Origin of the sequence: Blautia sp. SC05B48 (assembly GCF_005848555.1) — a bacterium.
Lineage (GTDB): Bacteria > Bacillota > Clostridia > Lachnospirales > Lachnospiraceae > Blautia_A.
This window is the reverse complement of record NZ_CP040518.1, coordinates 2,916,931-2,941,574: the sequence shown is the minus strand read 5'-3', so window position 1 is coordinate 2,941,574 and position 24,644 is coordinate 2,916,931. Positions and strand designations below refer to the sequence as shown.

General features: G+C 41.2%; 25 protein-coding genes. 9 read left to right on the top strand and 16 right to left on the bottom strand.

Annotated elements, in window-relative coordinates:
• Nucleotides 1-405: 405 nt before the first annotated feature.
• The gene (locus EYS05_RS13660; protein WP_015524620.1) at nt 406-765 is read left to right on the top strand and encodes a helix-turn-helix domain-containing protein; all 360 of its coding nucleotides are present in this window, start codon (nt 406-408) and stop codon (nt 763-765) included.
• Between the two features lie 63 nt (nt 766-828).
• Here the strand turns inward: EYS05_RS13660 and EYS05_RS13655 are convergent, their stop codons facing one another.
• Complete coding sequence (locus EYS05_RS13655; protein WP_022214380.1) at nt 829-1,164, bottom strand: hypothetical protein; 336 nt, start codon at nt 1,162-1,164, stop codon at nt 829-831.
• Between the two features lie 171 nt (nt 1,165-1,335).
• On the opposite strand from EYS05_RS13655, the gene EYS05_RS13650 reads away from it, so the two are divergent.
• The 3 genes from EYS05_RS13650 to EYS05_RS13645 all read left to right on the top strand — a co-directional run bounded on the left by EYS05_RS13650 (nt 1,336) and on the right by EYS05_RS13645 (nt 2,192).
• Nucleotides 1,336-1,599, top strand: coding sequence for a helix-turn-helix domain-containing protein (locus EYS05_RS13650; RefSeq protein WP_015541275.1), 264 nt, complete (start codon nt 1,336-1,338; stop codon nt 1,597-1,599).
• A gap of 94 nt (nt 1,600-1,693) precedes the next feature.
• Nucleotides 1,694-1,867 (top strand): hypothetical protein, encoded by a 174-nt coding sequence (locus tag EYS05_RS17505; protein WP_005426514.1) that lies wholly within the window; start codon nt 1,694-1,696, stop codon nt 1,865-1,867.
• Nucleotides 1,854-2,192, top strand: a complete 339-nt coding sequence (locus EYS05_RS13645) for a type II toxin-antitoxin system RelE/ParE family toxin (protein ID WP_019162149.1) — start codon at nt 1,854-1,856, stop codon at nt 2,190-2,192. Before EYS05_RS17505 ends, EYS05_RS13645 begins: the two co-directional genes overlap by 14 nt.
• A gap of 53 nt (nt 2,193-2,245) precedes the next feature.
• On the opposite strand, the gene EYS05_RS13640 is transcribed toward EYS05_RS13645, so the two are convergent.
• Nucleotides 2,246-2,605, bottom strand: a complete 360-nt coding sequence (locus EYS05_RS13640) for an MmcQ/YjbR family DNA-binding protein (RefSeq protein WP_138277361.1) — start codon at nt 2,603-2,605, stop codon at nt 2,246-2,248.
• 400 nt (nt 2,606-3,005) lie between these two features.
• On the opposite strand from EYS05_RS13640, the gene EYS05_RS13635 reads away from it, so the two are divergent.
• Together EYS05_RS13635 and EYS05_RS13630 are read left to right on the top strand one after the other, a co-directional pair.
• Entirely contained in the window at nt 3,006-3,347 is a 342-nt protein-coding gene (locus EYS05_RS13635) for a plasmid mobilization protein (RefSeq protein WP_005426517.1), read from the top strand.
• Nucleotides 3,296-4,675, top strand: coding sequence for a relaxase/mobilization nuclease domain-containing protein (locus tag EYS05_RS13630; RefSeq protein ID WP_138277360.1), 1,380 nt, complete (start codon nt 3,296-3,298; stop codon nt 4,673-4,675). Before EYS05_RS13635 ends, EYS05_RS13630 begins: the two co-directional genes overlap by 52 nt.
• 23 nt (nt 4,676-4,698) lie before the next feature.
• Here the strand turns inward: EYS05_RS13630 and EYS05_RS13625 are convergent, their stop codons facing one another.
• Nucleotides 4,699-5,112, bottom strand: a complete 414-nt coding sequence (locus tag EYS05_RS13625) for a winged helix-turn-helix domain-containing protein (RefSeq protein WP_138277359.1) — start codon at nt 5,110-5,112, stop codon at nt 4,699-4,701.
• A gap of 118 nt (nt 5,113-5,230) precedes the next feature.
• Between EYS05_RS13625 and EYS05_RS13620 the strand changes: the two genes are divergently transcribed.
• The gene (locus tag EYS05_RS13620) at nt 5,231-5,605 is read left to right on the top strand and encodes a BlaI/MecI/CopY family transcriptional regulator (RefSeq protein WP_138277358.1); all 375 of its coding nucleotides are present in this window, start codon (nt 5,231-5,233) and stop codon (nt 5,603-5,605) included.
• Between the two features lie 10 nt (nt 5,606-5,615).
• A complete protein-coding gene (locus tag EYS05_RS13615) occupies nt 5,616-7,412 on the top strand; it encodes a BlaR1 family beta-lactam sensor/signal transducer (protein WP_138277357.1) in 1,797 nt (598 codons plus the stop codon).
• Nucleotides 7,413-7,439: 27 nt separating this feature from the next.
• On the opposite strand, the gene EYS05_RS13610 is transcribed toward EYS05_RS13615, so the two are convergent.
• The 9 genes from EYS05_RS13610 to EYS05_RS13565 all read right to left on the bottom strand — a co-directional run bounded on the left by EYS05_RS13610 (nt 7,440) and on the right by EYS05_RS13565 (nt 18,442).
• Nucleotides 7,440-8,678 (bottom strand): DUF6070 family protein, encoded by a 1,239-nt coding sequence (locus EYS05_RS13610; RefSeq protein WP_138277356.1) that lies wholly within the window; start codon nt 8,676-8,678, stop codon nt 7,440-7,442.
• The gene (locus EYS05_RS13605; RefSeq protein ID WP_118012902.1) at nt 8,665-9,822 is read right to left on the bottom strand and encodes a DUF6070 family protein; all 1,158 of its coding nucleotides are present in this window, start codon (nt 9,820-9,822) and stop codon (nt 8,665-8,667) included. Before EYS05_RS13605 ends, EYS05_RS13610 begins: the two co-directional genes overlap by 14 nt.
• A 40-nt stretch (nt 9,823-9,862) precedes the next feature.
• On the bottom strand, nt 9,863-11,965 hold the full coding sequence (locus tag EYS05_RS13600) for a penicillin-binding transpeptidase domain-containing protein (protein WP_138277355.1): 2,103 nt from the start codon (nt 11,963-11,965) through the stop codon (nt 9,863-9,865).
• Between the two features lie 650 nt (nt 11,966-12,615).
• Nucleotides 12,616-13,035 (bottom strand): winged helix-turn-helix domain-containing protein, encoded by a 420-nt coding sequence (locus EYS05_RS13595; protein WP_015524608.1) that lies wholly within the window; start codon nt 13,033-13,035, stop codon nt 12,616-12,618.
• A 221-nt stretch (nt 13,036-13,256) separates the two neighbouring features.
• Nucleotides 13,257-15,590, bottom strand: a complete 2,334-nt coding sequence (locus EYS05_RS13585; RefSeq protein WP_092072818.1) for an FtsX-like permease family protein — start codon at nt 15,588-15,590, stop codon at nt 13,257-13,259.
• Nucleotides 15,587-16,270, bottom strand: coding sequence for an ABC transporter ATP-binding protein (locus EYS05_RS13580; protein WP_092072821.1), 684 nt, complete (start codon nt 16,268-16,270; stop codon nt 15,587-15,589). Before EYS05_RS13580 ends, EYS05_RS13585 begins: the two co-directional genes overlap by 4 nt.
• Nucleotides 16,271-16,332: 62 nt before the next feature.
• Nucleotides 16,333-17,568 (bottom strand): sensor histidine kinase, encoded by a 1,236-nt coding sequence (locus EYS05_RS13575; protein ID WP_055066044.1) that lies wholly within the window; start codon nt 17,566-17,568, stop codon nt 16,333-16,335.
• Nucleotides 17,569-17,577: 9 nt separating this feature from the next.
• Nucleotides 17,578-18,261, bottom strand: a complete 684-nt coding sequence (locus EYS05_RS13570) for a response regulator transcription factor (RefSeq protein WP_031476721.1) — start codon at nt 18,259-18,261, stop codon at nt 17,578-17,580.
• Complete coding sequence (locus EYS05_RS13565) at nt 18,239-18,442, bottom strand: DNA-binding protein (RefSeq protein ID WP_092072824.1); 204 nt, start codon at nt 18,440-18,442, stop codon at nt 18,239-18,241. Before EYS05_RS13565 ends, EYS05_RS13570 begins: the two co-directional genes overlap by 23 nt.
• A gap of 171 nt (nt 18,443-18,613) precedes the next feature.
• Here EYS05_RS13565 and EYS05_RS13560 point away from each other — a divergent pair, with 171 nt between their 5' ends.
• A complete protein-coding gene (locus tag EYS05_RS13560; protein WP_092072827.1) occupies nt 18,614-18,970 on the top strand; it encodes a helix-turn-helix domain-containing protein in 357 nt (118 codons plus the stop codon).
• Nucleotides 18,971-19,287: 317 nt separating this feature from the next.
• Here the strand turns inward: EYS05_RS13560 and EYS05_RS13555 are convergent, their stop codons facing one another.
• From EYS05_RS13555 to EYS05_RS13540, 4 genes are read right to left on the bottom strand one after another with little or no spacing between them, the layout of a single operon-like run.
• Nucleotides 19,288-19,659 carry a metal-dependent transcriptional regulator gene (locus EYS05_RS13555; protein ID WP_092072830.1) on the bottom strand — a complete coding sequence of 124 codons (372 nt, stop codon included), beginning with the start codon at nt 19,657-19,659 and terminating at the stop codon, nt 19,288-19,290.
• 11 nt (nt 19,660-19,670) lie between these two features.
• Entirely contained in the window at nt 19,671-21,407 is a 1,737-nt protein-coding gene (locus tag EYS05_RS13550; protein ID WP_092072833.1) for an ABC transporter ATP-binding protein, read from the bottom strand.
• A gap of 14 nt (nt 21,408-21,421) precedes the next feature.
• Nucleotides 21,422-23,167, bottom strand: coding sequence for an ABC transporter ATP-binding protein (locus EYS05_RS13545; protein ID WP_138277353.1), 1,746 nt, complete (start codon nt 23,165-23,167; stop codon nt 21,422-21,424).
• Nucleotides 23,164-24,636 carry an ABC transporter ATP-binding protein gene (locus EYS05_RS13540; RefSeq protein WP_092072839.1) on the bottom strand — a complete coding sequence of 491 codons (1,473 nt, stop codon included), beginning with the start codon at nt 24,634-24,636 and terminating at the stop codon, nt 23,164-23,166. Before EYS05_RS13540 ends, EYS05_RS13545 begins: the two co-directional genes overlap by 4 nt.
• Nucleotides 24,637-24,644 lie beyond the last annotated feature (8 nt).

The following is a 24,644-nucleotide window of genomic DNA, read 5'->3' as shown; positions in this document are numbered from 1 at the left end:
AAGAAATTTTTAAAAAATTTCTTAATAAATACGAGAAAATTGTTTTTCCTGTATTTTGAGGTATATAAAAAACGTCCTAATGGGTAGTTTTTAGCCCATCGGACGCTATTTATATCAAAAGATAATATTTTGCCATCATTTTTTGTGGCATATAATTCACTTTTTGAGGTAAAGAAATTTATTTGCTTTTTTGAACTATTTATCTATTTCATCCGTCACGTAATGACGGATATGATACCAGACAATAAAATTCTTAATCTTTCCTATACCTCCGGATCTGTTTTACGGAAATTCAGAATTTTATATGTCTTTTAAAAAGTGAAATATCACCCTCTTTTTTAGTGAAATATTAGTTCATTTTCTTTCAAGAAAGGGAACTATACACTAAACATGGAGGTGTATCATATGCCAAAACAAACAGATAAAGAACTGGGATTGTTTTTTAAGAACGCCCGACACGAGCAAAAATTGACTTATGAAGAATTAGCTGAAAAAGCAGAAATGTCCAGCCGATATTTAAAGGAAATTGAAAATGGGGGCCGAGTTCCGAGTTTTCATAAAATCAGAAAACTGGTACGCGCTTTAAATGTTCCTCCTGAACCATTGTTTTATCCAAACAATCATACAGATAATCTTGATTATCAACGCCTGCTCATGTACCTGTCAAAATGCAACGATGAGCAAATTACCGCTATCCTTGCCATCGTAGAAGCATACCTGCGCACATACAAAATTCCTACAGACCACGATAAACAAGATCCCTGAAATTCATTTGAATTCTATCTGAATTATTCTGAAGAAGCGGTATGGTTTCCCATACCGCCACTCTTAACGTGCATATTTTTCTATCATTCTCTTAACATTCGTGGATTTCTTTATTGCCCCTATATTAATAAGAAACTCAACTACATCCATCATTCCCTGGTAATAAGCCCGCTGCTCCTCTTCATAATGGAAATGTTCTAACTGATCCAGATATTTATTCCAGAAATTCTGCTCACGCTCTGGGATTTTTTCCAGATGTAGTGGCAGCTTCTTTTGTATTTGTTTCAAATTCTTCTCTGCTTCTTTCCATTCTTCCGGCTGTACTGTATATTCTCTTTCTCCGAAGTCACAGCGCAATTCCTCAAATAAATTCGATACTGCTTCATAAAATTCATTCATCTTCTTTCCACCTCTCATTAGAATTATTTCTCATTACAGGCAGCATTATCATTTTCTTATTTCAAAAATCAAATAAACTTTCCAAAAACTTCATCTTTAGAAGTATAGTAACAATATTTTTCCTTAAAATCAATAATAATACTTCATCTTTAGAAACTTTTGAGGATCAGAATGATTATTTATTGGGATAAAAAAACGAACAGTAAAAACAGAATAGGACAACGGGTAAAAGAATTACGAAAGGCTCATAATCTTACTCAGAAAACACTCGCTGCCAAATTACAACTTGCAGGATATGATTTTAATGATCTGGCAATCCTGCGAATTGAACAAGGCACACGTTTCGTTCCCGACTACGAAGTTGTCGCACTGGCCGAAGTATTTAATGTTTCCTGCGAATATCTTCTTGGTCTGACGGACGCTCCTGCAAAATAATTCAATTGTATTGCTGCCCATTCTATGCTAAACTATGGATAGATACTTCTGAACAACATACACTATTTATAAACCGTATGATTGGAGTGATTTCATGGAATTAACAAAAAAAGTCCCTACAACCGATAAAAACCAGGAAAACAATCATCTTCTCCGCATGTTAGACCGGGGAATTGATGATATGGAAGCTGGTCGTGAATTGCCACTGGAAGATGCTTTTCGCAAAATCACAGAATTAAGGGATGCACGAAGAAATGCAAGAATATAAAATTATTTTAACCTGGGAAGCAATTTACGATGTCACAGACATTGCAGATTATATTGAAGAAGAATTCGGCCAGCAACGTGCTGACCGTTTTCAATCTGATCTGAAAGAACAAATGCAGAATTTAGGCCAGTTCAGTACTGCCTTTCCCCGAACTCAAATTCTGTACAGAGGATATTCCATACATAAAAGATCTTTTCCGCCATCTATTATTTTTTATATTATAATGGAAGAAACAAAAGAGATTCATATTCTCCGAGTGCTGCGCCATGAACGAGATTGGGAAAATATCCTGTTGCAAAGATCAACTTATACATATCCAGAATGAATACCTGGGAGCCGATCAGAGATTTTTCTGAAAGGCTTCCTTTTTAATTTTAATTACTTCCCACTGTCAATTAAATCATAACTCATATCCAGAAAATCTAGCGTCTTAGCTTCACTGACAGATTCATCCAAAAGAATCGTAATCCAGTGTCGCTTATTCATATGATACCCCGGTAAAAATCCATACGTTTCAATTAACATCCCAACCAGATCAGGGTCACATTTTACATCCAGGATATTAATTTTTCCATCTTCTTCTAATCCCAGTGTTTTCTTTTCCACTGCCATAATTATAGCATACCATTTTCCATTTTTATGTCGAAGCACCGCAGAATCAGGATCTTTTTTCCATAAATATTCCGGTTCCGTTCCATATTGCTCTTTCACATATTGAAAAATTTCCTCACGTTTCAAATTTATCCCTCACTTACGATTTCTTGCTCTGATTATACGCTATCAGGATTATATTCTCAACCACTTCTCACAGTTCTATTTATGTTTTATAGCTTTTGCATAGCCTGCTTTGCAGGCTACACCCCAAAAGAAGCAAGCACTGCCAGTGTCATGACAACTGGCTCATTTTGTCAAATTCCCTTTCCGGTTCATTCTACCAAAATGTATCAGGGAGTATCCCTGGCCCTCTCATATTTTATAATTTCTTAATTTGACGCTTTCACCCAGTCCTGTTAAAATAACTTACAGATACATCTGTCCAAACCAACAAAAAACCAAGTACCATAACTGTCATAGCCGAACTGGTTAGACAGTTTTTTTGTACTCTTTTTTATAGAAAAAAACGAATTGGAGGATTTCAATGAGCAAACGTACCAGAATTCATCCCGTACAATTTTATTTGAATGATGACGAACAATACATTTTAGAAGAAAAATATCGTCTTTCCAGGATGAAAAGCAAATCTGCCTTTCTACGGAAAATGATCTTATATGGATTTGTATATGAAGTAGACTACTCTCATATCCGAAAAATGAATACCCTGCTGGGCAATATCAGCAGCAATTTGAATCAGATCACCCATCGTATAAACAGTACCAATACAGTTTACCCAAAGGACCTGGACGATATAAAGGAGTTAATGGAAAAAATATGGCAGTTACAAAAATCCATGGTATCAAAACAACCGTTGATAAAGCAATAGAATACATCTGCAATCCAGATAAAACTGGCCAGAATCTATATATTTCTTCCTTTGCCTGCTCTCCCGAAACAGCCGTTCTTGACTTCAAATACACTTTGGATCATACACATGACTGCAGAGATCCGCACAATACAAATAAGGCATTTCATCTGATTCAGGCATTTTCCCCTGGTGAAGTTTCCTATGAAGAAGCCCATCAAATTGGCAAAGAACTTGCGGATCGCTTACTGGAGGGAAAATACTCCTATGTTCTGACAACACACACTGATAAAGGTCATGTACATAACCATTTAATTTTCTGTTCTGCAGATAACATCACTTTTTCTCATTACCATGACTGTAAAAAGAATTACTGGAAAATACGAAATCTCAGCGACACTTTATGCCTGGAACATAACCTGTCCACAATTATGCCAGATGGTAAAAAGGGAATGAAATACAATGAATGGGCTGCAAATAAATCTGAATCCAGTAAAAAAACGCAGCTGCGAAAAGATATCAACCAGACAATCCGGATCGTTTCCACTTATTCAGAATTTCTTACATTTATGGAAGCTAAAGGATATGAAATAAAAAACGCAGAATTTGGCGAAAACAGCAGAAAATACATTACCTTTCGTTCTCCCGATATGTCCCGTCCAGTGCGTGGAAGTGCTAAATCTTTAGGAAAAAACTTTACTAAGGAACGTATCAAAGAACGCATTGAAAATAAACGTCAGAAAGCTATTTTTCCTTCTGTTCATAACAAATTAATAGATACCAATGCTCCCAATATAGCAGGAAACATTGGACTTCAGAAATGGGCAAATAAGGAAAATTTAAAAATTGTCTCTGCTGAATATAACAAGATGTTCACACATAATCTACATAATTTTTCAGAACTTGAAGACCGCATAGCCTTGTTACATATGCAGCAAAAAGAGGTAAATACCTCTGTTGTTTCTCTCGAGTCTCAGATACGCCATCTTCGAGAAATGCTAAAATATGCCGAACAATATCAGAAAAATAAAATTTACGACGACCATTATAAAAGCTCCAAAGATCCAGATCGTTATTTCCGTAAATATGAATCTCAAATTATTCTTTTCGCGGGTGCTGAACATATTTTACAGGAAAATGGTATAAACCTGAAACATCTTAATTCCAATAAGTTGCAAGAGCAAATTGCAGATCTTATTTCCAGAAAAGAATCTCTAAATACTCAATACGTTTCTTTTAAGCAAGAAATAAAAGAGTTGGAATTGATACATCAAAACCTGTCCAAATATCTCAAACAGGATGCTCCTGAAATACAAAGATCTTCTCATAACCAACTCCCTTCTTTGTAAAACCATAATAATAGGCAGCGATTTCACTCGCTGCCTAAATTCCCATTAAACCGATATCCTACACCTCGTACTGTTTGTATATATAATGGTTGTCCAGGATCATCTTCTATTTTTTCTCTGATATTGCAGATATGTCGCATAACCACATTATAATCACCGGAATAAGGTTCATTCCATACCAGATCATAAACCATTTCTTTTCCAAATATTCTACCTGGACTTTTCGCTAAAAAAAGTAAAATATCATATTCATATTTTGAAAGATGAACATCACTATCATTCTTTTTAACAATTCGTTCCTGTAGATATATTTTTAATTCTCCAAACCTTATAATTTCCGGTATGAATTGGTTTTTATGTTCCCAGCTAGTCAATATGTTTTCACTTATGCTTCCATTAGCATCTGTGATTCTCTCAATAATTTCTACCTTTTTCACCTTTATTGCCTCTACATTATTAATTTTATATTCTATATATCATCTGCCATTTGACTTTTTTCTTCTACAAGTAATATAATATATTTATTACATATGTAGGATTTAGCAGGAGGATTTTATTATGTCACTACCCCAGATTTCAGAAGCCGAATTTGAAGTTATGAAAATTGTATGGAAATATGCTCCCATCAATACAAATGAAATTACAGAAAAACTTACTCTAACTATCAGCTGGAGTCCAAAAACAATTCAAACTCTTATCAAGAGACTTGTTTCCAAAAAAGCTCTTTCCTACGAAAAACAAAGCCGGGTATTTGTCTATACTCCATTAGTCCAAGAAGATGAATATATACGCCAGGAAAGCAATTCTTTTTTAAAGCGATATTATAATGGAAATCTTTCTTCTATGCTGGCTTCTTACCTTGAAGACGATAAGCTCTCTTCAACAGAAATTGATAACTTACGCCATTTATTATCAAAACATCAGAAATAGGAGGTTTTCAATGAGCAACTGGATCATCCACTTTTTAATCAGTAATATCTTCATATGTATTTTTACACTTGTAATAATCGGAACAAAAAAACTTCTGAAAAAATATTTATCTGCGGCTACACAGTACCATCTCTGTTTTCTTTTATTTTTATTACTTGCCGTGCCATTTTTTCCTGTACAGATTCATGGCTCACAACTTTTTTCATGGTTACATTTTTTTCAAACTGACTCAGGACTTAACTCTGGTACCGACACGCTATCCGAACTTACCAGTAATACACAAAATATTTTGTTAAACCAGGTGAATGATTTTTCAGTTTCCATCAGTAGTCAATTTTCTGGAGGCTTGAATACCATACTCTTTCTAATATGGATAACGGGTGTTATGATTATGTCAGTCCTCACCCTTCATTCATTAAACTATGTACGTTCCATAAAAAGATCTGCTCTCCCGCTTCAAAATCAGCAGGTAAAAACTATTTATTACAATTGTTTAAAGGAACTTAAAATCTCTTACCCAGTATCAGTCTACAGTACTGCATTTTTAAAATCACCAGTTTTAATCGGAATAATACATCCCAGGATTTACATTCCCATCCATTTAATTTCCGAACTGAATCCTGATGATATGCGTTTTATGCTGCTACACGAATTACAGCATTACCGTCACAAAGATACATTTATTGGCTTCCTCATGGTCATAAGTAATATACTCTACTGGTTTAACCCTTTTGTTTGGTACACTTTAAAAGAAATTTTCTGTGACCGTGAAATAGCCTGTGATTCTGCTGTATTGCAGATGATTTCTGCTGATGAATACCAAGCTTATGGAACTACACTGATTAATTTTGCAGAAAAAATATCCTCTTTTTCCTCTCCACTGGCAGTTGGAATGTCCGGAAATTTCAGGCAGATGAAACGACGTATTCTCAACATCGCCGTTTTTAGGAAAGAAACTCTTTATCAAAAAATGAGAGCATTGATAATTTATCTGGTCATTAGTGCTGTTTTTATTGGATGTACACCCATTTTATCCATTGATGCCTCTACTCAAAGCGTATATCATTTTAGTGATACAGACAAAAATATCTCCCTGTTAGATATATCCGAAACATTTGGAACATATGATGGATCATTTGTTTTGTATGACAATAATTTGGATTCCTGGAAAATATACGATCTTGAAGAAGCCACCAAACGTATTCCGCCAGAGTCTACCTACAAAATATACGATGCATTATTAGGGTTGGAATCCGGAATCATCACACCAGAACACTCTTCCATGACATGGAATGGTGATGCCTTTCCTTTTCCATCCTGGGAAGCTGATCAGGATTTAAACTCTGCTATGCAAAATTCCGTTAACTGGTATTTCCAGGCAATTGATTCGCAGCTCGGAATTAACAGAGTCCAGGAATTTTTGAATAAAATAGAATATGGAAACCAGACAACCAGTTCAAATCTGGATTTATACTGGTCCGATTTTTCATTAAAAATCTCGCCTTTAGAGCAAGTAACATTATTGAAAAAATTTAACACAAATGAATTCCATCTAAATTCCCAAAATGTATTTTCTGTTAAAAATGCTATAAAAATTGCCAGTACACCTAATGGTAATTTCTACGGAAAAACTGGAACCGGTCGTGTCAACGGACAGGATATCAACGGCTGGTTTATCGGATATGTAGAAACTTCCGATAACAGCTATTATTTTGCAACCAATATCCAAAGTGATTCTAATGCAACTGGCAAAAAGGCATTTGAAATCACTTCTGATATCTTAAAAAAATTACATATATGGAATTAACAAATATGAAAGGGCTGATAGTTGTTATCAGTTCTTTCTTTTTATTCTATATTGATATTTGGGAATTTCTTTCGTACCATTATTCAGAATTTTATTCCCCATATATTTAAAACTCTTATCATCGTTGAACTTAACAGTCAGCTCACTTGTAATAACGGCATCATTACATATAAATGTATCACATACAGCATCAACAACCAGCACATTGTTTCCCTCTCCGCTATCTCTTATTTCAACGACCTCCGGTAAAGATGTTCCAAAGCTATAATTAAAACAACCAAATTGTTCCCAGTCATAAGTTTGATGTTCCGAATCAAATACTGCCCATTTTTTAATTTGCTCCGCTGTTATCGGCAAAAACTCCATTATCAGATTTTCAAACTCTTCTGCCGGAATTCCACTTGAGTTACCTGAAAACTCATATCTCTCCCCGTATTTCATTCGATATAAATATTCATATAAACCATTATAATCTAACCCTTCCATATCAGATCTATCCCAATCAGAACATAAAAGATTATTCCCCTGATATCCAAGCCAATACACACACCTCTTTGAAACTTCCCTGCATTCATCACTTAAAGGTTTAATTCTTATCATAGAACTGCCATCAACCGCTTCTGATACTTCCGGATATTTTGGAACACATAGCGTATAACCAAACCAGCCTTTTTCTGTATATTTCCATTCTTCTATCCTTGTATACGAAACATATACAATAGATGGATTGTCGTTCATACCCCAAACAACTTTCGCAGCCAGCAAATACATATCTGTCCCATCATAATTGAATTTGAGTCTTTCTATCCCACCATCCCTGTTAATCCTATATAAGACGATATCTCCTGGCAGATCCTGTTCTGCCCTGAAAAGAAATTCTTCCATTTTAGAATAATTAGCCATATTTGAATACGGCGCTGATGTAATAACAGGGACATTTTTTTCCTTTAATACTTCCTGCATTTCTTCCATTACTGTCTCAGAAACTACTACATTCGATGAAGTTCCTTTATCCGCCTTTTGATAAATGGCTTTCATCTGATTCATAACATTCTTACAATCTTCAATAGCTTCTTCTTTCACGACTTCATCTACTGGCAAATCATATCCTCTTTCTTGTACAGCATAATTCGCAGTTTCCTGTGAAATATATTCTAAATCAGCCCCTTTACATTTTGTATTTCCTATGAAAAAGCATCCCAAAATAAATAAAACACTCACCATCTTTTTCAGTTTTCTTTTTGTACTCATATCAATTATCTCCATAACATTCCTCCCACTTTTCGTCTGATAATCTTTCCGTATACCAGGTAACCTCTATTTCTGACCTTGATACATAATTGGATACATATTGAAATCTATCTTTATCTAACAGCCGAATGGTTACGCTATGACAAAACGCCTGATCTAATTCTTTTTGTGGCCATACCGCATTTACTTCCAGTGTTATTGTTCCATCTTGATTTTCTATGTAGGAAACAACTTCCGGATATGGAATATATGGTGTGGGAGCAAAATCATATACGATTCCTCTGGTTCGATACCGATATGTCTGTGTTTCCGTGTGAAATACCGTTCCTGTCTGCAGTATCTCTGCGCTTATATTAAAATATTTTTGAAATATCGCTTCAAATGATTCTTTTGGGATTTCATAAGTCTTTCCTTCCTTAAATTCATCAGCTTTTTCTTCCATTGAAAGTAAACGGTCAAAAACATCATAAAAATTTATTCCATCATAATTTTTTTCACTCCAATTAGAAGTAAACAATTTATTAAGTGTATATCCAAAAGGAAGTATATATTTTCGATTCAGCTCCCTGCATTTTTTATTTAACGGCACTACCCGAAAGGCCCGATATCCAGACGGTCCATCATATCCAGCCGGATGATATTCTTCCATAAAGAAATACCCGTTTTCTGTATATTTCCATGAATTAGCTCTAAACTCATGATAATATGTTTCCTGCCAAGTATCCTCTTTCCATTTAAAAGAGCTTACTTCAACGTCTATTTTCCCCTGTTTGGTTTTCAGATCATACCGAATAAAATGATCCCCTGCTATAACTTGAAATATAGTAGTTTTTCCATTTTTCTCTTTTTCTGCTTTTTTCAAAAAATCATCTACTTTAATACTTTGAACCATATCCAGCTGATTGTAGGAATCAATTACTGCATATCCATATTTTCCAAAATAATCCATACTTTTTTGTATTGTACTCAGCTCATATAGTGCATTTTCTTTCACAGCATTCTCATATATGCTCTGATAGCCTTCTGCTAGCATTTCACACTCTCTGTAAATTTTTTCTTTCGTATCTTCAATTGTCTTTTTCTGCTCTTTCTTTATGCCACATCCACTACAGACAGCAAGAAAAATAACTCCCACAAATATTTTCCAAATTTTTTTCATATCATTTTCCTCTTACATTTGTAATATTTAAAGGTAAAAATTATTCATTACCAAGATATTCATCCAGTATCGCCTTATCCTTTTCCACCACATAACCGCTTCCTCCAATATCTTTCACATTCTCTACCATACTGATGAGCAAAATAGGATTCTTTGCATCTCTATCTGTAGTAAAAACTGTAAACCAGCCAATTTCTGTTCCAGATGTATCTTCTTTTGTAGCTTTCAGTTCCGCTGTTCCGGTTTTTCCTGCTAATCTAATGTCTTCCCGGCATGCTCCATAACCAGTTCCTTCCGGGTTATTCACTACACCCTCTAACCCCTCCATAACCTCCGAAACAATTTGTGGTGAAAAAGCATCTTTTATCCAGATTTCACCGGAAGTGCTTCCACCATCCGCGTGAAGATATGGCTTTATCATATTTCCATCATTTAGAAAAGCCGTATAAATGCTTGCAAGATGCAAAGGATTTACCAGAATCTGTCCCTGTCCATACCCACTGTCAGCAAGCTGGATTTCTGTTTCTGTCTTGTCCGTATTAGAATATTGGGACTCTGACATTTTAATATCAAATGGAAGTTCCTGATTAAATCCTATTTGATTTAGAGACTGCATCAGTTGATCCGCACCAATTTTTAATGCTGCTTTTGCAAAATAAATATTATCTGAATAAATAAGCGCATTTTTCAAGATCACAGGTGCATAATCATGAAGTGTAGTCACTGTATAATCTCCCCACGAGGAATCTTTCTGCCACGCCAGACCCTCATTTCCAAAATCGTCATTTGCAGTAAATGCCCCCACTTTTAATCCAATTGCAGCAATTACAGATTTAAAAGTTGAGCCAGGACACCATGTCTGGCGAAAGCGGTTGTATAAAGGCCTGTCTTCATTTTCATTTAATGCACTCCACTGGCTGTTGTCCATTCCACGTACAAAATCATTATTATCATAAGATGGCGTACTTACCAACGCCAGTACTTCCCCTGTATAAGGATTCAAGGCTACAGAACATCCTCTGTCTTCTTTAAATTGTTCATAAAGAGTACTTTGAAGATCGCCATCAATCGTAGTATGGATATCTTCTCCATCTTTTTTAGGCTCATATGCAATAACACTTTTTTTATTTCCATTTGCATCTACAATACAGATCTCACACCCATCTGTCCCTTTTAGTTCTTTTTCATAAAGCGTTTCCAGTCCCGTCTTTCCAATCACACTGTTTGTACGATACCCTTCCCCTTTATGTTCCTGCAAATCCTCGGCTGTAACCGCCTGTACATACCCTACCAGATGAGAGGCAGCTTCTTTTAGATAATAAGTTCGTACTTTTACATCAGATAACATAATACCTGGAATCTTCAATAATGTGTCCTGCTTTTCTTTTTCTTCCAGAACAGTTTCATCCGGATTCACTGTCAGAAGATCGACCTCTTGTATTTTAGGAATTGTTGCTACTGGTACAAAAGAATCTGCTTTTACCCAATCGGCTTTTAACTTATCCTCAATTTCGTCTGCTCCAATTCCAAGATACTCTGCCAGTTTTTTTATTGTATCTTCTCTGTTCTCCATCCTGCCCGGAACAATTCCTACCGAAGATGCAGTTCCCTCTCCAGCCAACTGACGACCATTTCTGTCTAAAATATCTCCTCTCTTTGCCTCTTCTGACGTTACCTGAACTTTATCCGTTGCAGATAACTCTGGAAAAATCAACTGATCCTGCCAGATTAAATGATATCCTGTCCAATCATGTGAAAATACCGCATCGTTGGTAAATTCTACATTTCCTGCAGCAGTCTGCATATTTGTTGTATAGGAAACCGCCGCATTTCCGTTTTCTTGTCTTTTTACTGTAATATCAGTTATGGACAGATCAGACATCTCAATGCCTTCATATATTTTAGAATTTCGTTCTATAAATTCTTCCTTACTGTTCATGCTGCTTTTTTTCTGATCCAGCATGGCATACATTTGCTCATATTCCCCTTTTTCAATATATTTCATATATTCCATTAGTCTTTTTTCAGGAACATTACAATTCATTATTGTTACAATACCGATTTCACCACCAATCAATATACCGCTAAATAAAACTATTTTTGTGATAATCTTCGTGTGTTTTTTTCTTTTCTTTTTTCTCATATAGTTTTATTTCTCCTTTTTTCATATTTTCTTAAATATTACACTTGTAATATTTAAACGTCAAGCTTTTTCTTAGGTTTATATATGTAAACAAAAGAAAAGATTTGGATAAAAAAGAAAGGGCATCTCAAAGCTTCTTTGATAAAGAACTTTACGACACCCTGAGGTAATGGTTTCTCCGGATGTTTCCCAAACGCTATAATCACTCTCCAGAAGAACCAAAAACGATTTTTAATTTTCTCTCAGAAAAAAAGAACTACTCTAAATCTGCTGATCTTTGAAATAACCCTGCTCGTTTCTTATAATCACAAACATATTCAGACAACACATTCTTTGCTGGCAGATTATTATAGCAGAAAACGCAACAAATCCCTTTATTAACTTTTGTTCCATATATTTCCTGTACCAATCCTATTGTTTCATCATCTGAACAAAAGCTCTTCGGAATCTCCCTACAATCCCTGATAATAACGCAAATCTGTTTACTATCACTAAATACTCAATACGTTTCTTTTAAGCAAGAAATAAAAGAGTTGGAATTGATACATCAAAACCTGTCCAAATATCTCAAACAGGATGCTCCTGAAATACAAAGATCTTCTCATAACAAACTTCCTTCTTTGTAAAACCAATAATAATAGGCAGCGATTTCACTCGCTGCCTAAATTTCCGTTAAACCGATATCCTACACCGCGCACCGTTTGTATATATACCGGATGTCCAGGATCATCTTCTATCTTTTCTCTAATGTTGCAGATATGTCGCATAACAACATTGTAATCACCCGAATAGGGTTCATTCCAGATTATATCATATATTTGTTCTTTACTAAACACTCTTCCAGGACTTCGCATTAATAAATGCAAAATTTCAAACTCTATAAAAGATAAATCTATTTTTTCCTGCTTTCGAAATAATTCTCTTTTATCCAACAAAATAACAATATCTCCATAACTCAAATTTGTTTTTGCATTTTCAATTACTTGAAATGCTCTTGCTCCCGTATTGACACAGGATATTATATGATTCAGGATTTCTTCCTCACTATCTTCAAATGTCAGTATTAACATTTTCCCATGTAATCACCTACTTTATTTTTTATGCATAAACTTTTAACTAAAACAAATCTGCCGTACTGTGACATTTTTCTTTTACCATCACACAGCTAAAGATTATTCAATATTCAATTCAATGTTTCCAGTAAATTCCTCACACTCAATGCCGACATAATTTCCGCCATCAGGAAGTGTAATTGTGTCACTATAAGTTCCGGTTGTTTCAAGCAAAGTGACTACTTCATCAGCTCCAGAATCGACATAGCGTGTAATCTTCTTGCTGGGCCTCGTACAGCCAGCGCCGTGGTTGCGAGAATCACGCCTATGATCAAGCACAATTCCAGCCACGGAACACTCCAGGGATTTCCGAATGTGCGAGTGATAAGGCTGGAGTACAGGAACCAATGAAACAGCAATCCGAAAATACATCCCAATATGACACCACTTATGGCATACGAGGCAGCTTCCGCAGAAATCATGCGTGTAAGCTGTTGATTACTCATGCCAATGGCACGCATTACTCCATATTGGCGAGTTCGGGCGGAAACTCCCATGCTGATGGTATTCATAATATGGAAAATCGTAATGGCTACAATGATTGACAGGAAACCATATACCAATGTTGCAAAAGCATAATAAAGGCCACGTTGTTGCTGTGCTTGGATTAAGACATCAGTGAAAGTGACTCCTTCACCGAACAATGCTTCAACCTCGGCAACATCTTCTTCATCAGAACCAAAGCGGAACTGGACATCTAGGATAGTATACCCAGTCTCACCCGTCAGCTGCGAAAAAGTTTCCTCGGAGCAGATCAGTGTTTCCGTTCCCTCTGCACGAGCCAATAGGCTGTCAGACAAAACACCCCCTACCGTAACTGTTTGATCCTTCCCGTTTATTGTCAGTGTAATGGTATCTCCCACCTGCACTTCTGTTCCTGTGTTTGCCACAAACAAGACCTGTCCTGGCGTGTTCGTTACAGTATCTATAGAACCTGCAATTAGTTGATCTTGCGCCCAGCGGAACTGATTTTCTTCATAGGAGATTAGATTGCTGTTATGGATTGCGCCGCTAATTTGGGCAGGAACATCATAAGCAAACATTCTGCCAAACACTCGACTAACAGCGGAATTTTGTACTACGGCATCCCTTCGATCCGCCGGAATGGAACAAGTATTTGTGTCACTGACAATGGAAAGCTCGGGCGACCATTCTTTCGGCATAAATGCGTTTTCCATAAAGGGAACCAGCGTACAGAACCCTAAAAACAAGGTGATGCAGATTGCAAATGCACCTGTCATGAGAATATAGCTGCGCCGTTTGGCCTTGGCATGATGGATACCAAGTGCTACCTCTACATGCCACCGCCGAGTGTTTGCCGCATGGCGGAACGAGGATTCCTGCTGTGTATTGCCTGTGACAGCCTCCAATGGTGAAACCTTTGCTGCCATTTTTGCGGGGGTCCGAGCCGCCAATAGAACGGTAATAAGTCCCAATACAATGCTCACACCAATGCTTAGCCAGCTAATGCCAAAGATAGGCATATAACCAAACCATACAGTGCTGAGCTGCCGCATGACTGCACACAGTCCCCAAACCACCACGATACTTAACCCGATACCAATGGGTATGGCGGTAATGCACCACTGTAAAGCCTCACGGCGCACAAAGCGCAATACTTGGCGACGAGTGGCTCCCAAACAGCGCAGTAAACCGAAAAACTCCATGCGCTGGCTGACATTACTATTCAAACTACTGGAAATCATCATAACACAAGTTCCCATTACCACCAAAGAAAGCAGAAATGCCATTGTGTATATCTGCGACATATTGGAACCCGGCAGCTGCCCGAGCATACTGAGCAGTTCTTCATTTTGGGTGATTTGTGCATCAGATATGCCGTTTTGCTGCTGAATATCAGCAATGCTGGAACCAACATTAGTGAGCAGTGAGAACCGAACGACATACTGCCAGTTGCCGCTTAGATCCGCAGTTTGAATGCTTGACAGCCCTTCAGGTGTCAAAAGGACTGCACTGGCACTTCCCGAGATCATATTGGCGGCATCATCATCCATAATTCCCGTAATCGCCAGTTGCATTGTACTCCCATCAGGAGAGTTCAAAGTAAGAGTATCTCCCAACGAAATTCCTGCTGTTTGTGCTAATGTAGATGAAACAGCTACCTGTCCAGCTATCTCAGGGAACTCACCTGAAAGGACAGAACCTAAATAAATTTCAGAAAATATTGTCTCGTCCATCCCTGCAACAGAAACGGGCTGGTCTGCCACTGTGCAGCCGATTTCTGCGGGAATGTTGCCTTGCCAGCCAGACAAGTCTATTTCAGGGCGGGCAGCAATATATTCGGATGTTTTTTCGTCAATAGCTGTGATTTTACAATGCCAATCTCCAGTTTGATGCCGGGTTTCATCCGTCATGCTTTTCAAATACATATCGGCCAGTCCAAACATGACTGCAACCAGGAAAACCGCCAGCACAATGCAAATGCGTGTCATGCGGCTTTGCCTGCGGTGAACCTTGTTGGAGATAGAAACCAAGTCGAGGTAGTGTTTCATTTCCGGCTCACCCCCAACTCCTTCAGCACACCATCAGACATATTGAAAATGCGGTCTGCCGCACTTGCATGATTTTTGTTGTGGGTAATCATCAAAATGGTTTGCTGGTACTTGGCCGACATGGTTTGCAGGAGAGCCAAGACTTCCTGACTATTTTTACTGTCCAGATTGCCGGTCGGCTCGTCCGCCAAAATCAGTGCAGGTCGTGTAACCAAAGCCCTTCCGATAGCGACACGCTGTTGCTGGCCACCGGAGAGCTGACTGGGAAGATGATGACGGCGTTCGGTCAGTCCCAAAACATTCAGCAGCTCGTTGACAAACCTCTGGTCTGGCCGCTTGTAGTCAAGCAGCAACGGAAAAGTGATGTTCTGTTCTACATTCAGTTCCGGGATCAGATTAAATGACTGAAAGATAAAACCGATGTGTTGCCGCCGGAACACGGTCAGTTTTTTCTCCGGCATTGAGAAAATATCCTGACCGTCGATCCAGACCTTGCCGGAAGTGGCTTTGTCCAGAGCACCCACAACATTCAGCAACGTACTTTTGCCGGAGCCGGATTCACCAATAATGGCAATAAATTCACCTTTGCGAACCGAAAATGTTGCATGACGCAACGCTTGAACCGCTGCTTCACCTTTTCCATAGGTTTTGCACAAGTCCTGTACTTCAAGAATATTCATACGCAGTACCTCCTTATGGTCACATCATACCCCCTTCGGCTTACTTCCAAGTGACCTGCATCTTACTCATTTGTAAGGCTGAAAAAGTTCAATGTGAAGGTAGTTCCAACATCGAGTGTGCTGGTTACAGAAATAGTTCCCCCATGTGCCTCCACAATAGATTTAGCCAGCGGTAAGCCCAATCCTATCCCATGCACATCTGACGAAAAGCGGCTGCGGTAAAAGCGTTTGAAAATGTTGTATAAGTCCTCTTGGTGGATACCTTTGCCATCGTCTGTAATGACGATCTGAGTCAACAGGGGTGATTGTGTCCATTGCACCGAAATGTGACCGCCCGGTTGTGTGTGTTCCAAAGCATTTTTGACGATATTTCCAATCGCCTCCGACATCCATAGTGCATCGCAATTAAGAGAAATATCATCCTTACCCGAAAGGGTGATCTCTTTGTGATCCTGTTCTGCCCATGTTTCAAATCGTTCCAAAACATCTTGCATGAGAGCGGAAACATTTTCTTCTGCTTTTTCCATCTGTATAATTCCCGCATCCAGGCGCGCCAGTTTGAGCAGTGTATAAATAACGTTCTCCATTCGCTTAATCTCTCGTTGAGATTTTTCCGAAAAGTTCGCCACCGTTTCGGCTTCTCCTTTATGACTGCTTATGATTTCATGGTACATTTTCAAAGCAGATAGCGGCGTTTTAATCTGATGTGATACATCCGAAATGATGTCCTGTAAGAACTCCTTTGTCTGCTTCTGGCTCTCTGCATGGGCGGAGAGAATAGTCGCCATTTCATTGACATCATGGAAAAGGCTATACCAATCACCGGTTTGGGAACATTCAATTCTGGACATAGAATTGCCATCCAAAAATTCTCGAATCTTACTTCCTGCATCATCAATAGCTCTATGCTGGCGTCGCAGATAAAACAGCAGAACCAGATATACCATACCGAACAGAAACAACAGCAGCAAGAATAGATACAGCATCGTCTGATTGCGATATTCCCGAACAGTGGGCAATAGCTGCATAGATGTTGCTTCACTGTATCCAATAGAGGCCAGCGCTTCTTTGCCTCGTTCTATATCGCTTTCGTTGGGGTGAGCAGTAAAAGCTGAAATCTGCAATTTATCCTCATGGTTCAGCTGGTAGCCGGAAACACCATAGTCATGGAGCAACATCTCATGTTGGAAGTCCTTTGCAAGTAAAAACGAAAGTCCTGCGGCAAGTAGAAATGAAATAAGGCAGATGACGGTGATTGCCAACAGTAGATTCTTTGTTTCTTTCCCTAATTTGCCCATACCTTGTCCTCACTCAACGACCCATTTATAGCCGATACCTCGTTCCGTCAGCAAGTATTTAGGCTGATTGGGTGTGTCCTCAATTTTGTTTCTCAGCCGCCGGATATACACAGATAGAGTATTATCGTCCACAAAATTACCGTTGCCATCCCACATCCGATCCAGAATCATTTCGCGCGGCATAAGGTGATTGGGATTTTGCATGAACAGACACAGCAATTTGTATTCCACCAATGGGAGATCAAGCGGTTTTTCATTTTTCCAGACGAGCCGCTCTGCCGTATCCACACGAACGCCATTAGCTTCCAAAAAGGTATCTGCTTTGGAAAACTGCAAGGAACGGCGCAGGATTGCCTTAATTCTGGATAGAAGTTCATTCAGCTTGAACGGTTTGGTGATATAATCGTCGGCACCCATATCAAGTCCTCGGACAATGCTGATTTCCTGATCCGAAGCTGTCAAAAATATAATGGGAACGGTTGAGCTGTTCCGTACCGCTTTGCAAACATCGAAGCCTGTGCCATCTGGGAGCGTAACATCCAGCAAAAGTAAATCATAGGTGTTCTTTCGGAATAGTGCCAAAGCCTCCTTTACAGTTTTGGCATTGTCCACCATATATCCACTTGCTTCCAAAGTATATTGCAATCCATCAATCAGGCTCAAATCATCTTCAACATAAAGTATCTTTTGCATTTTTTTGCTCCTTTCCTTGCTTCGTTCTCATATCCACAGGCTTTTCCGCGTCTTTCGGAAGCAGCCAAATTGTAGCCACCTTCACAGCACCGGGAATACGGCCACCGGCGCAATAATAGTTTATCTGCCGAATTGAAACTCCCCATTTTTCACTTGCTTCTTTTAGGGTCATATAGTCCATCTCTGCACCTCCTGCAATACATTCCATTATATTTCTATTGTTCGAAGAATACAAGCCTGCAACCATGTTGCAAAAAAGAAAAATCGGTATAATCGTACTGGAAAAACCGGAATGATAAGGTTATTCCTCAAATCAAACCGGAACGATACAATATTATTGAGGTGAACGATTATGCCGATTGATGATTTAACTGCTTTAGGGCAAAAAATGCGGGAAGCCAGAAAGAAAAAAGACCTGACACAACAGGAGCTTGCGGATCTGAGCCATGTTTCTGTAAAGCAAATCGCCAATATCGAAAAGGGGAAAATGAATCCTTCTTATTTGATTTTGAGAGCATTGGCAAAGGTCCTGCACATCTCTTTAGATACGCTTATAAATCCAGATATTTCTCTGGAAGATGAAGGTGTCAATCAGATGAAAATGCTTTATTCCAGCTGTCCGCCAGAAATGCGTGACACCCTGTTGCATCACACCCAAGAAACGGTGAGGGAACTGACAGAGTTGTCCGAAAAATTTGAAACGAATTGAGCCAGTGAGTGAAATTTAACGATTCTCTCACTGGTTCTTTTCATTTTCGGAGAAAAGAGGCAAGCACAGCAAGCGAGTACCCGCTTGCAAATTTTGAGATTCTCAGGTCCCTTACCCGAAAATTCAAAATTGCTTGTTTGGATAGTCCCAAACCCTTATGAAGAACGGAGGCGGCGCATAAGGAACGGCGGCCTTGATGTTACTCAAAACCGCCGCAGTACCCGGAAAATCCATTTTGGGCGCACAAAGCTGCCTGCCCTGCAACGGTTTTTTTCTTTCCCCGTCTTGCGGGGCAGGATCGCTTGGCTTATTCGGTTTTAGTCTTGCTCTTGTTCGACTGCCTCTTTCAGCCGGTCAAAACTCTCATCGCTGATAATGTGTTCAATCCGGCAGGCGTCGGCCTCCGCAGTTTTGGGATCAACGCCTGCGGCGATAAGCTGCTCGGTAAAGAAACAGTGGCGTTCATAGATTCTTTCAGCCACCTCGCGGCCCACATCGGTCAAATGGAGAAAGTGATCTTCGTCCATTGTGAGAAAGCCGCCATCCCGCAAGGTAGCCACTGCATGGCACACGCTGGGCTTTGACACCTCCATGTGCCGGGCCACATCTACGGAGCGTACCATACCGAGTTTCTTTTGGAGAACAAGGATGATTTCCAGGTAGTCCTCCCCGGACGCATGAAGTTTCATCTGAACCTCCTTTACTGAGCCAGCTTCCAGCCGATGGCCTCCTGTCTGGCCGATACAAAATCGGCATACAGGCCTTTTTGCTTGATCAGCTCCGCATGAGTGCCGCGCTGGACGATATGAGCGTTGTCCAGTACAAGGATCTGATCGGCGTTGCGGACGGTTTTCAGACGGTGGGCAATCATGATGATGGTCTTGTCATGGGTCAATGCCTCGATAGCCCGCTGCAATTCATCCTCATTCTCCGGGTCAACACTGCTTGTCGCCTCGTCCAAAATGATGATGGGTGCATCCTTCAGCATGGCGCGGGCGATGGAAATCCGCTGTTTCTCGCCGCCGGACAGAGTGCCGCCGCCCTCGCCAATCACAGTGTCATAGCCATCCGGCAGGGCAGAAATAAAGTCATGGCAGCAAGCCTTCTTCGCCGCTTCAACCACTTGTTCATGGGTAGCATCCGGGCAGCCAAACTTGATATTGTTCTCAATCGTATCTGCAAATAGGTACACGCTCTGGAACACCATCGAGATATTCTTCATCAGGCTGTCCAGCTTGAAATCTCGTACATCCGTACCGCCTATGGTAATCTTCCCGGCATTCACATCCCAAAAACGGGCAATCAGGTTGCACATCGTTGTCTTTCCTGCCCCGGAAGGGCCGACAATGGCCGTAGTCGTTTTTTCGGGAATGGTAAAGCTGACCTGATCTAATATCTTACGGTCTGCGTAGGAAAAATCCACCTTGTCAAACACGATCTCGTTGGACTTCGGCGTAATGTCAGCGCCTTTCTCGTCCATCACCGGCGTGTCATCAATGGAGTTTGCCGTATCCATCGAGGCCGCCAGCATTTGCAGCAAAGAGGCCATATTCCCGGCGTTCTCCAAATCGTTGAACACCATGAAAGAAGCAATCACCAAAATCAGACCGTAGGCCAGCGACAGGGAGCCGTCCAGCCAGAACCAGACCGAGGCCAAAAGCAACAGGACGCTGAACACTCGGACAACAGCCTGTTTGATAGCGTCATAGGGAACGCTGGCCTTTGTCAATTTCAGGTTATCCCGGCAGCTCGCCTTAATTGCACTGCCGATAGACTGCGTGCTGTCCCGTTCAAGACCAAATGCTTTAACAATCCCCATGCCCTGAATGTACTCCAACACGGACTCTACAAGGGACTCCTGTGTGTGCTGGCGTACCCCGCTGAGCGCGGCAGATTTGCGAAGAGCCAGTTCCGCCGCCGCAAGGTAAATCAGGACACCGGCAGCGGCCACAAGACCGATCCGCCAGTCAAATACCAACAGGACGATGACGAGGGCAACCGAGTTGAAAAAACCGCCCAGCACTGACACCAGGACACGGGCTGCTGAGTTCTCTACATCACCCAAAGTTGTTGTGACAATGGCGGTAATATTCCCGATACTATTCTTGTTGAAGTAGCCCATCGGGATGTAGCGCAGCCGATCTCCGATGTGGATACGCTTTTCCGCCACCATGCAATAGCCGGTTTCCGTCTGCTCCATCGTGGAGAAATAGGTCGTGATGATACGCCCAATGAGGGAAACGGCCATAATTCCCAGCGAAATGCAGATAAACTTTCCGTCCCGGTTGTCAGATACTAACGCGCCGATCACTACAAAGAGGGCGGCAAACTGCATGGCTGAAAACAGCCCGGACAGGAATGAGAATAACAGGGATTTTTTTAGAAGACCCTTTTTGCTGCCTGCAAAAGCAAATATTTTTTTCAATGTTCCATACATCTGACAACACCCCCTTACATCTGGTCTTTCGCGCCAATGTGCGCCTGCCACATATCCCGGTAGAGGGGGCAGGTTTCCAGCAGCTTCTCATGCGTACCCTGTGCGTGGATGGTTCCATCCTTCACCACAACGATGTTATCTGCGCCAACAATGGTAGACAGCCGGTGTGCGATCACAATCAGGGTCTTGCCGACAGTTAAAGTGGAAATGGCTTTCTGCACCAGCGCCTCATTCTCTGGGTCGATATAGGCAGTTGCCTCGTCCAAAATGACAACCGGCGCATTTTTCAGCATGGCGCGGGCGATGGCAATCCGCTGGCGTTCACCGCCGGAAAGATGGGAACCGGCGCTGCCAACAACCGTATCATAGCCATTATCCAGCTTGCGGATAAAGGCGTCGCAGCCGCTTTGTTTGGCTGCCTGTTCCACCTCTGCGTCCGTGGCACCGGGCCTTCCCATGCGGATATTCTCCCGGATACTGCGGTTAAACAGGTAGTTGTCCTGGGACACATAGGAAATCTGGTCTGCAATTTCAGACAGCGGCATATCCTTCAGCTCATGGCCGCCGAGGGTAATTCTGCCGGATGTAACATCCCAATACCCGGCAATCAGCTTTGCCACCGTAGACTTGCCGGAGCCGGACGGCCCTACAAGGGCGGTCATGGTTCCGGGGTGGATGGTGAGATTCACATCATGCAAAACCTCTGTTGTCCCGTCATAGGAAAACGACACAGACCTAAGAGAAATGCCGGTATCTTCCAGCTTGATCGGCGTTTCTTTATGGTTCAGTTCTTCGGCGTTCAGAAGCTGGCTGATTTCTTCCACATTTGTCCCCAGTACAGCCAAATCGTCCGTAAAGGTAAAGGCCGCAATAATCGGCCCAATCAGCCCCAGCGAGAAAATCACAATGGATAGGAAGGTGGAAAGCTCCAGACTGCCGGAGAGCCAGAATGCAAAACCGCAGGGCAGCACGCAAATCAGCACTGAGGGCAGGATGGCGTTGTAGGCGCTCATGGTTTTCTGGTTTTCCCGCATCCAGTCCACATAGTAGTTGGCGTTATAATTCACCGCGTCAGAATATTTTTTGTAGGAACCGGCGGATTGGCTGAACGCTTTCACCACCTCAATGCCTCCGATATATTCCACGATGGCGTCTGTCATCTGCTTGCCTGCCTTGACAGCACCCTCCCACTTGACGGGATAGTTTTTCATACCGGCGGACATAACCACAAGGCCCACCACGAGAGTGACAAGGGACAAAAGCGCCATACGCCAGTCCAGAATAAGCAGGTACACGACAATCACAATGGGAACCAGCACATTTGCGGTCATTTCCGGGATCAGGTGTGCAAAGGTCGGCTCCATTCCCTCCACCCGGTCAACAATCGTCGTTTTGTACTGGCCGGACGGAGTATCTAAAATCGTCCCCATCGGGACGCGGGCCAGCTTCGCGGTGATATTCTCTCGCAGATCGCGCAGCGTGTAATAGGTCGCCGTGTGGGAAATGACTGTTGAAAGATTGGCGAAAACAACCTTTCCCAAATAACCGCACAATGCAACGATACAGGCCGTCATATAACTGGAAAAATCCTGCTCTCCCGACAGCATCAGTGTGACAATATGCGCCACGCAGAAATAGGGCACCATCTGGCAGGCCACGCCTAATACCGCAAGGATAATACTGCCGATGAATTTCCCGTGATAGAGCTTGCCCCATCCCCATAAGACGCCTATGGGCGACTCTTTCTTTTCTTCCTTCATTTTGTAGGCACCCCCTTTATAAAATAGTTTCGGATTTTTTCAAGACCGGCCTCATCCATTTGAAATTTGTCGATGATGGAACCGTCCTCAAAATGGACAATATCCGTACAACAATCTAAAAGCAGCTCAAGATCATGGGTAATGACATACAAGGTAATGCCTGCATCCATGACTTGTTTCAAGACATTGGCAACCTCTTTCATGTGTTTGTAATCAAGACCGCTGGTCGGTTCGTCAAAAAATAAGATAGAACGCTTGGATGCGATTGCCGAGGCAATTGCTACCCGCTGCTTTTGGCCGCCGGAAAGGGACATAGGGTGTCTGTCTTTGAAGCCGATTAAATCTAACTCGGCAAGGATTTCCTCAGCCCACTCCTGATTTTTCTCCTCCATACTGATCAGGACTTCATCCAGCACAGTTTCCGTGAAAAGCTGGTGATTGACTTCCTGCATCACCATGTAGCAGGTATTTAGTCTGTCTTTAGGCCGATAAGTTCTGCCGTTCCAGATCACCTCACCGCAGCGCTTTTCAAGGCCGCAGAAACACCGGGAGAAGGTGGACTTTCCAGCTCCATTATTCCCGATGATCCCGACAATACGATTTGCGGGGATTTTACTTTCCCGGATGTGCAGCGTTTCCGGTTCGTTTTTGTAGGCAAAGCAGAAATTGCGAAGTTCCATTTGCTGACCGGCCTGGGGCAATGCTTTCGGCGGCAACAAATCTTCAAGAATAAAGGTACGCAGCCCCAACTTGGCTCTCTGTTGCTCCGTCAGGCTCTCAAACTCCGCTGCGGAGTAATCTTTTTCCACCTTTCCGCCGGTAATATAGATAAAACGATCCGCAAGACCGCGCAGATAGTAGAGCCGATGCTCTGACACTATAATTGTTTTCCCCTGCGACTTCCAAAACGCAAGTATTGCTCTCAGATCCAGGATAGAGGAAGCATCCAGGTTGGATGACGGCTCATCCATAACCAGCACATCCGGCTCCATGATGGATACCCCGGCACAGGCAATTTTTTGCTTTTCCCCGCCGGAGAGATGAAAGATATTGCGTCCCATCAATTTCTCCAGGCGGAAATCCCGGATGGTCTTATCTAATCGTTCCCGAATACTTTGCTCCGGCTGGCCGAGATTTTCACACCCAAATGTGATTTCGCTGGTTGTGTCCACATTGAAAAATTGTGAGCGGGGGTTTTGAAACACGCTGCCAACCGTTTTCGCGGTATCATAAAGGGGCTGTTCCGAAACCTTTGCCCCATTTACCCACACTTCTCCATTCATTTTTCCTTCATAGTAATGGGGAATCAGACCGTTGATCAGCCTGGTAATTGTCGTTTTTCCACTGCCGCTTTCGCCGCAAAGTACGACGCATTGACCGTCCTCTACGGTCAGATTTATATCATGGACTCCACCAGCGTTCTCGTTTTCTTCTCCATAAGAGAAAGTCACATGGTCAATCCGTATCATAGGTTCAC

Excerpts from the sequence above, each read along its gene's own strand:
- EYS05_RS13565 (WP_092072824.1), bottom strand. The coding sequence starts at position 18,442 with ATGGACTATATGACCCTAAAAGAAGCAAGTGAAAAATGGGGAGTTTCA.
- EYS05_RS13635 (WP_005426517.1), top strand. The coding sequence starts at position 3,006 with ATGAGCAAACGTACCAGAATTCATCCCGTACAATTTTATTTGAATGAT.
- EYS05_RS13545 (WP_138277353.1), bottom strand. The coding sequence starts at position 23,167 with ATGAAGGAAGAAAAGAAAGAGTCGCCCATAGGCGTCTTATGGGGATGG.
- EYS05_RS13555 (WP_092072830.1), bottom strand. The coding sequence starts at position 19,659 with ATGAAACTTCATGCGTCCGGGGAGGACTACCTGGAAATCATCCTTGTT.
- EYS05_RS13610 (WP_138277356.1), bottom strand. The coding sequence starts at position 8,678 with ATGGAGATAATTGATATGAGTACAAAAAGAAAACTGAAAAAGATGGTG.
- EYS05_RS13595 (WP_015524608.1), bottom strand. The coding sequence starts at position 13,035 with ATGTTAATACTGACATTTGAAGATAGTGAGGAAGAAATCCTGAATCAT.
- EYS05_RS13600 (WP_138277355.1), bottom strand. The coding sequence starts at position 11,965 with ATGAGAAAAAAGAAAAGAAAAAAACACACGAAGATTATCACAAAAATA.
- EYS05_RS13540 (WP_092072839.1), bottom strand. The coding sequence starts at position 24,636 with ATGATACGGATTGACCATGTGACTTTCTCTTATGGAGAAGAAAACGAG.
- EYS05_RS13615 (WP_138277357.1), top strand. The coding sequence starts at position 5,616 with ATGAGCAACTGGATCATCCACTTTTTAATCAGTAATATCTTCATATGT.
- EYS05_RS13630 (WP_138277360.1), top strand. The coding sequence starts at position 3,296 with ATGGCAGTTACAAAAATCCATGGTATCAAAACAACCGTTGATAAAGCA.
- EYS05_RS13605 (WP_118012902.1), bottom strand. The coding sequence starts at position 9,822 with ATGAAAAAAATTTGGAAAATATTTGTGGGAGTTATTTTTCTTGCTGTC.
- EYS05_RS13550 (WP_092072833.1), bottom strand. The coding sequence starts at position 21,407 with ATGTATGGAACATTGAAAAAAATATTTGCTTTTGCAGGCAGCAAAAAG.
- EYS05_RS13560 (WP_092072827.1), top strand. The coding sequence starts at position 18,614 with ATGCCGATTGATGATTTAACTGCTTTAGGGCAAAAAATGCGGGAAGCC.
- EYS05_RS13655 (WP_022214380.1), bottom strand. The coding sequence starts at position 1,164 with ATGAATGAATTTTATGAAGCAGTATCGAATTTATTTGAGGAATTGCGC.
- EYS05_RS13660 (WP_015524620.1), top strand. The coding sequence starts at position 406 with ATGCCAAAACAAACAGATAAAGAACTGGGATTGTTTTTTAAGAACGCC.
- EYS05_RS13585 (WP_092072818.1), bottom strand. The coding sequence starts at position 15,590 with ATGAAACACTACCTCGACTTGGTTTCTATCTCCAACAAGGTTCACCGC.
- EYS05_RS13650 (WP_015541275.1), top strand. The coding sequence starts at position 1,336 with ATGATTATTTATTGGGATAAAAAAACGAACAGTAAAAACAGAATAGGA.
- EYS05_RS17505 (WP_005426514.1), top strand. The coding sequence starts at position 1,694 with ATGGAATTAACAAAAAAAGTCCCTACAACCGATAAAAACCAGGAAAAC.
- EYS05_RS13580 (WP_092072821.1), bottom strand. The coding sequence starts at position 16,270 with ATGAATATTCTTGAAGTACAGGACTTGTGCAAAACCTATGGAAAAGGT.
- EYS05_RS13570 (WP_031476721.1), bottom strand. The coding sequence starts at position 18,261 with ATGCAAAAGATACTTTATGTTGAAGATGATTTGAGCCTGATTGATGGA.
- EYS05_RS13575 (WP_055066044.1), bottom strand. The coding sequence starts at position 17,568 with ATGGGCAAATTAGGGAAAGAAACAAAGAATCTACTGTTGGCAATCACC.
- EYS05_RS13645 (WP_019162149.1), top strand. The coding sequence starts at position 1,854 with ATGCAAGAATATAAAATTATTTTAACCTGGGAAGCAATTTACGATGTC.